At 43.1% G+C, this 5119-nt stretch carries 3 protein-coding genes and 1 pseudogene; 1 reads left to right on the top strand and 3 read right to left on the bottom strand.

All coding sequences use genetic code 11. From position 1 onward, the window contains the following. Positions 1-311: pseudogene (locus tag CYQ88_RS11385) on the bottom strand (ribonuclease R); the annotation flags it as partial. Between the two features lie 260 nt (positions 312-571). Continuing rightward, entirely contained in the window at positions 572-1942 is a 1371-nt protein-coding gene (locus CYQ88_RS11380; RefSeq protein ID WP_101841451.1) for a dihydrolipoyl dehydrogenase, read from the bottom strand. Between the two features lie 216 nt (positions 1943-2158). Between CYQ88_RS11380 and CYQ88_RS11375 the strand changes: the two genes are divergently transcribed. Next, entirely contained in the window at positions 2159-3679 is a 1521-nt protein-coding gene (locus CYQ88_RS11375) for a transporter substrate-binding domain-containing protein (RefSeq protein ID WP_101841450.1), read from the top strand. Here CYQ88_RS11375 and thiI read toward each other — a convergent pair. Beyond that, entirely contained in the window at positions 3657-5093 is a 1437-nt protein-coding gene (gene thiI / locus CYQ88_RS11370) for a tRNA uracil 4-sulfurtransferase ThiI (protein ID WP_101841449.1), read from the bottom strand. The genes CYQ88_RS11375 and thiI overlap by 23 nt on opposite strands. Positions 5094-5119: the final 26 nt, after the last annotated feature.

Genomic DNA, 5119 nt, shown 5'->3' with positions numbered 1-5119 from the left:
TGTCCATCGCGCACCATCGCTTTTAAACGACGGGACAAGGCTTCAAAACGCTCATCGTCATCAATATCCAACAGGGTTGCGATTTGCTTAATCCGTAAAGGTTTCTGCTCATTCTCAAGCAATTCAATAATATATTCACGACTTGGAATCGGGTTATCATACTTATCGGCTTCACGACTCGCATGCGGATCGGTTACCCCTTCATCTGTTGATGATAAAGGCTTGTCAACAGGGTTTGATTCAGGTGTCGTCGTTGCTTGTTCTGCCGACGATTCTAAAATTTCATTCTCATTTTGATTATGTTCAGTCACTCGAAATTCAACTACTCTTAGCTACTGGAATGCGTTCGATTATATTTCCACTACCGAAGCGATCATTCCAGGGTCATATGGATTCGATTTGTACGTTATTCAAACCTTCAAATCGATCACTTTGACCTGATTAAAAAAAAACCTTGAAAATCAAGGCGTGCACATTATAACTTAATTTCGGTCATCTGTTGACATTCGATTTTCAGTCAACCCAATCGCCCATACATTGGAGAAAGTGCACTCATCATTCAGACGGTTGATCACTTATCCAGTTGTTCGGCTAATAATGACAACGCAGATTCAACAGCCTCCTCTAATACCGGATGGTAAAAAGGCATATTCAATAACTGATCAACGGTCAAGCTCTGCGAAACGGCCCAAGTCAGCAGATGACAAATATGCTCGGCGCTTGGCATGACCAATTCACCGCCCAATAAGCACCGAGTGGCCTTATCTGCAAATAAAAAAATCGCCCCCTTATCCTGATCCATCACGATCGCACGACCATTATTGCGTTCCAATTTAAAACTAACCGTGACTATTTCTTGAGCATCTAATTCAGACAAACGCTGACCAAAAACCGCAATTTGTGGATCACAAAACGTTACCGCCATCAAAGTCGTACGCGCATAAGACTGTACATTTGGATAAGCAACGGCATTTTGCCCCGCAATTCGCCCATCTTGCGTCGCTTCATGTAACACAGGACGTCGATTATTAACATCCCCCGCAATGAATACCGGAAGATCCTCGACCTGCATCGTCGACGCATTAAAGTCAGACATTCCCTTCGAATCCAGTGTAATCCCAAGTTCTGTTAATCCTAAATGGTCTAAATTTGGTCTCCGACCCAATGTCGCTAATACCGCATCCACTTCAAAACACCCACTAGAAACAGTCACTTTAACCTTACCATCCTCCTCGGTGACTTCTGCCGCTTCGCCTAAATAAATTGGAAATGATTTAGAAATCCACTTAATTGACTCTCGAATGGTATCTTCCGCTTGTAGTCCAGCCAACTGAGATGACTGCTCAAACCCAATGACCTCTACGCCCAACCTAGATAGAGCTTGACCTAACTCGAGACCAATCACCCCTAAACCAATCACGGCAATACGCTTGGGCAATTGTTGTAATTCAAAAAAATCATCAGAGGTGATTAACTTTGACCCCAAACTTTGCCATTCTTTTGGCACAACCGGATGGGATCCCGTTGCAATAATCACTCGTTCGGCTTGAATCCTTTCCCCAGATACGTCAATGATATTAGGGGCGATGAAATGCCCCCGCCCCAATATCAATTGCTCAGGTTTAAGTGTATCGGTACTGCTACTTTGAACGCCCGTGGTAAACCGGTCTCGAAATCGCCTAACTCGCTCCATCACGACAACAGAATCCAGTTTTAATGCTTCAGCACCGTCAATCCCCGATGCATAAAATTGATGGCGACTGTGAAATTGTTCCGCACAATGGATCAATGCCTTAGAGGGCATACAACCAACTCGCGCACAAGTGGTTCCCAACGGCCCATCCTGAATCAAGACAAAATCATCTGTGTGCTGACGAACCTTTGATAAGGCCGTCAACCCTGCTGACCCTGCTCCCAAAATGGCAATCTTCACTTTTCTCATTCTTGGCTCCTATTTTAAAATACGCCACTGAGTCCATTAAGCGATTGTAACTAATCGATATGACAAAAATAAGAAACCGCGCTTGTAGCGTTATTAATTTGATCCTCAACTTGATACGCTACACGCGCTTCCTTCGACACCAATCTGGTTATAAAGCTTGATTAATTACGCTAGACTTTTAAAATCATCTAATCAATACAGCAAGGATTAAAACTTTTGAGACGTTTTTGGAAAGCAGCATTACTCTTGGTTAGCCTGACAAACCTGTCTGTAAGCCCCTTATGTGCCAGTTCAAAACAGCCGTCTCACCATTCTATCACCACTCGTATACTCCAACCCTTTCATGGAGATCTCTCCGAAATCCGACAAAGACGCATTATTAGAGTGTTAGTGAGCTATAACCGCACCAATTTTTTTCTAACAGAAAAAGGATTTCGCGGCATTGAATATGACTTACTCAATGCCTATATCAACTACCTTAACCGGGGGCCTCGCAAAGAACGCTATCAAACGCATTTAACTTTTATCCCCATGCCATTTGGCGACATTATCTCCAAGCTCCGACAAGGGTACGGAGATATTGCCGCCTCTGGCTTTACCATTACCCCTGAACGGTTAGCCTTAGTCGATTTCACCGATCCTTACATTGAAGATATTGCAGAGGTGTTGGTCTCTAGCAAAACCGCTGACCCGATTACTCGACTGGAAGACTTTTCTGGAAAACAAGTGGTTGTGGTCAGCAACAGCAGTTATGTCATCCATCTAGAAGTCATCAACCAAACGCTGGGGCGTTTGGGGTTAGACCCCATGGAAGTCGTACGTGCTGATCCGCTCATGGAGTCCGAAGATATTTTAGCGCTACTCAATGAAAATGTTTACCAGTACACCGTTGTCGATAGCCACATTGCTAAGCTTTGGAATCAAGTTCTAGAAAACATTGAAGTTCATGAAGACATCATCGTTCATCACCGCAGTGATATTGGGTGGGCAATTCGTCCCAACACCCCCGATTTAAAGCAATCCCTAAATCGTTTTATTCAAAACTATGCCAGGCCTGGTCGTTTTTTAGGCAATTCACTTTATAAAAAGTATTTTAACAATACCTTCTGGGCAGAGAAACCGTTGACACATGACTTATTAAAACGTATTGAATGTTTAAAGTATTATTTCCAGCTTTATGCCGAGTTTTATGGCTTTGACTGGCGGTTAATTGCGGCGCTCGCTTACCAAGAATCTCGATTTAAACCCAACAAAACCAGCCATGCTGGCGCGGTTGGCATTATGCAAATCAAGCCATCAACCGCAAGAGATCGCAATGTCAACTTGCCCAATATTCAAGATATAGAAACCAATATCCACGCGGGCGTTAAATATTTAGCTTATTTAAGGGATCGCTATTTTGACACCCCAGACTATTCAGAGGAAGATCGCAACAATTTTGCACTCGCCGCCTATAATGCAGGTCCTCGCAAGGTGTTGCAACTCCAACAAAAAGCCAGCGAACTGGGACTAAAACCCAACAACTGGTTTTACAATGTTGAAACGGTTGCCAGGCAAGTGATTGGACACGAAACAGTCAATTACGTCACCACTATTCAGAAAATGCGCATTTTCCTAGAGGCATCAAAACGGCTAGACCAAGATAAACGGCTGTTTTTAGAAGAAACCGTTGATCAATTACAAAAACGGAATAACCCTAACGAAGAAAGCTCGGCTAATGAGGACGATAAACCCTAACATTGTCAAACCCTTGATCCTTTAAGTATTGTGCATGTAATTGGCTCATCACCCCTTTTTGGCAATAAAGCAAATACTGTTTATTCTCATCCAAATTTTTAAACTTCTGATTTAATTCATAAAAGGGAATGACTAACTTATTTTCTATCGCCAAAGGCATGCGTTCAACGATCTGCGGCTTACGTATATCAATCACCACCGAACCCTCAACGTCATGACACACTTCAACGGCTTCAGCAGCATTGATATTTTCAATCACTTGATCCACGGAAATGACTTGAGCATCCGCAACCGCCTGATCTAAAACCGCATGATCAAAACGATTAGTTTCCAGCTCAATGCGCTTAGCAGAACTGTTAATGACTGGGTTCTGCGAAATCACGCCACAGTATTCAGGCATACTTTCTGCAAATTCGCGCGTTCCAATTTGGTCAGCCAGATTCATGATGTCTTGTTTATGCATTACCGAAAGCGGGCGTAATACCAACTTGTCCGTCACCCGGTCAATCATTGCCATGTTTCTTAGGGTTTGACTGGAAACCTGCCCCACTGCATCGCCCATCACCAACGCATCAATCCCCATTTGGTCAGCGATTTTCTCTGCGGCTTTTAGCATTAAGCGTTTGAGAACCACGCCCATATAGGTTTCATGAGAGGTTCGAAAAATTTCTGCGACCACTGGTTCAAAAGGCACAGACACAAATGAAACCCGGTGCGATGCGCCAAATTGTTCCCAAAGGTAGTAAGCGACTTGTTTCACGCCTATTTCATGCGCAGCGCCGCCTAAATTAAAAAAGATATAATGGGTTTTGAGACCACGCCGCATCATTAAATAACTGGCTACCGTCGAATCAAATCCCCCTGAAACGAGTGATAAAACCTCTCCTTGAGAGCCCATTGGAAACCCACCTAATCCCGGATATCGAGCTTGAATCAAATTTAACTGATCCTGATGCACTTCCAGTTCAATTTTGACGTCTGGCTGTTTTAAGTCGACACCGGCGGAAGTGCCTAATGAAAATAATCGCCCGCCAACATACCGCTCAATTTCATTGGATGTAAATTCGTGGGTACCGGTTCTTTTTGCTCGCACCACAAAACGTTTACCCTCAATTTGAGAGGCCGCTTGTTCAACAACAATATCAGCAATTTCCACCAATGTTTTAGCGGGAAATTGTGCCACTGCCAAGACTTGTTCTATTCCTGGTGTTTGTAACAAAATTCTTCGAATCGAATCGGATTGCTCGCTTGTACAATAAACCTCTAACTTGTCCCAAAATCTTTTTATTTCAACACCCTGCGTATTTCGCTCAAATAGGGTTTTTAAATTAAAGTACAGCTGACGAATCATCTTCTTTTTGACAGAATCGCCCTTCACCATCACTTCTGGAAAAATTTTAATAATAAACTTCATTCACTTTGCCTTTAAACCAAACTATT

It is taken from the genome of Hydrogenovibrio sp. SC-1, assembly GCF_002848135.1.
Classification (GTDB): Bacteria; Pseudomonadota; Gammaproteobacteria; order Thiomicrospirales; family Thiomicrospiraceae; genus Hydrogenovibrio.
Note: the sequence above shows the minus strand (reverse complement) of the source record. Positions and strands in the feature narration are given on the sequence as shown.